The sequence below is a fragment of the Thalassobellus citreus genome (assembly GCF_044385915.1).
Classification (GTDB): Bacteria; Bacteroidota; Bacteroidia; order Flavobacteriales; family Flavobacteriaceae; genus Thalassobellus; species Thalassobellus citreus.
The window spans coordinates 1-233 of the sequence record NZ_JBISCC010000007.1 but is presented as its reverse complement, the minus strand read 5'-3'; the positions used below and the strand labels follow the sequence as shown (position 1 = coordinate 233).

The window sequence follows — 233 nt, the reverse complement described above, 5'->3', positions numbered from 1 at the left end:
AAGGTGATCAGGGAATACAAGGTGTAGCAGGATTAGACGGAGCAGATGGAGCAACAGGTCCTAAAGGAGATAAAGGTGACAAAGGAGATACCGGTGATCAAGGAATACAAGGGATACAAGGTGTAGCAGGATTAGACGGAGCAGATGGGGCAACAGGTCCTAAAGGAGATAAGGGAGATAAAGGCGACAAAGGAGATACCGGTGATCAAGGAATACAAGGGATACAAGGTTTA

Annotated in this window: 1 pseudogene; it reads left to right on the top strand. The window is 46.4% G+C overall.

What is annotated here, in order from left to right:
• A pseudogene (locus ACH5TX_RS00035) lies at positions 1–233 on the top strand (collagen-like protein); the annotation flags it as partial.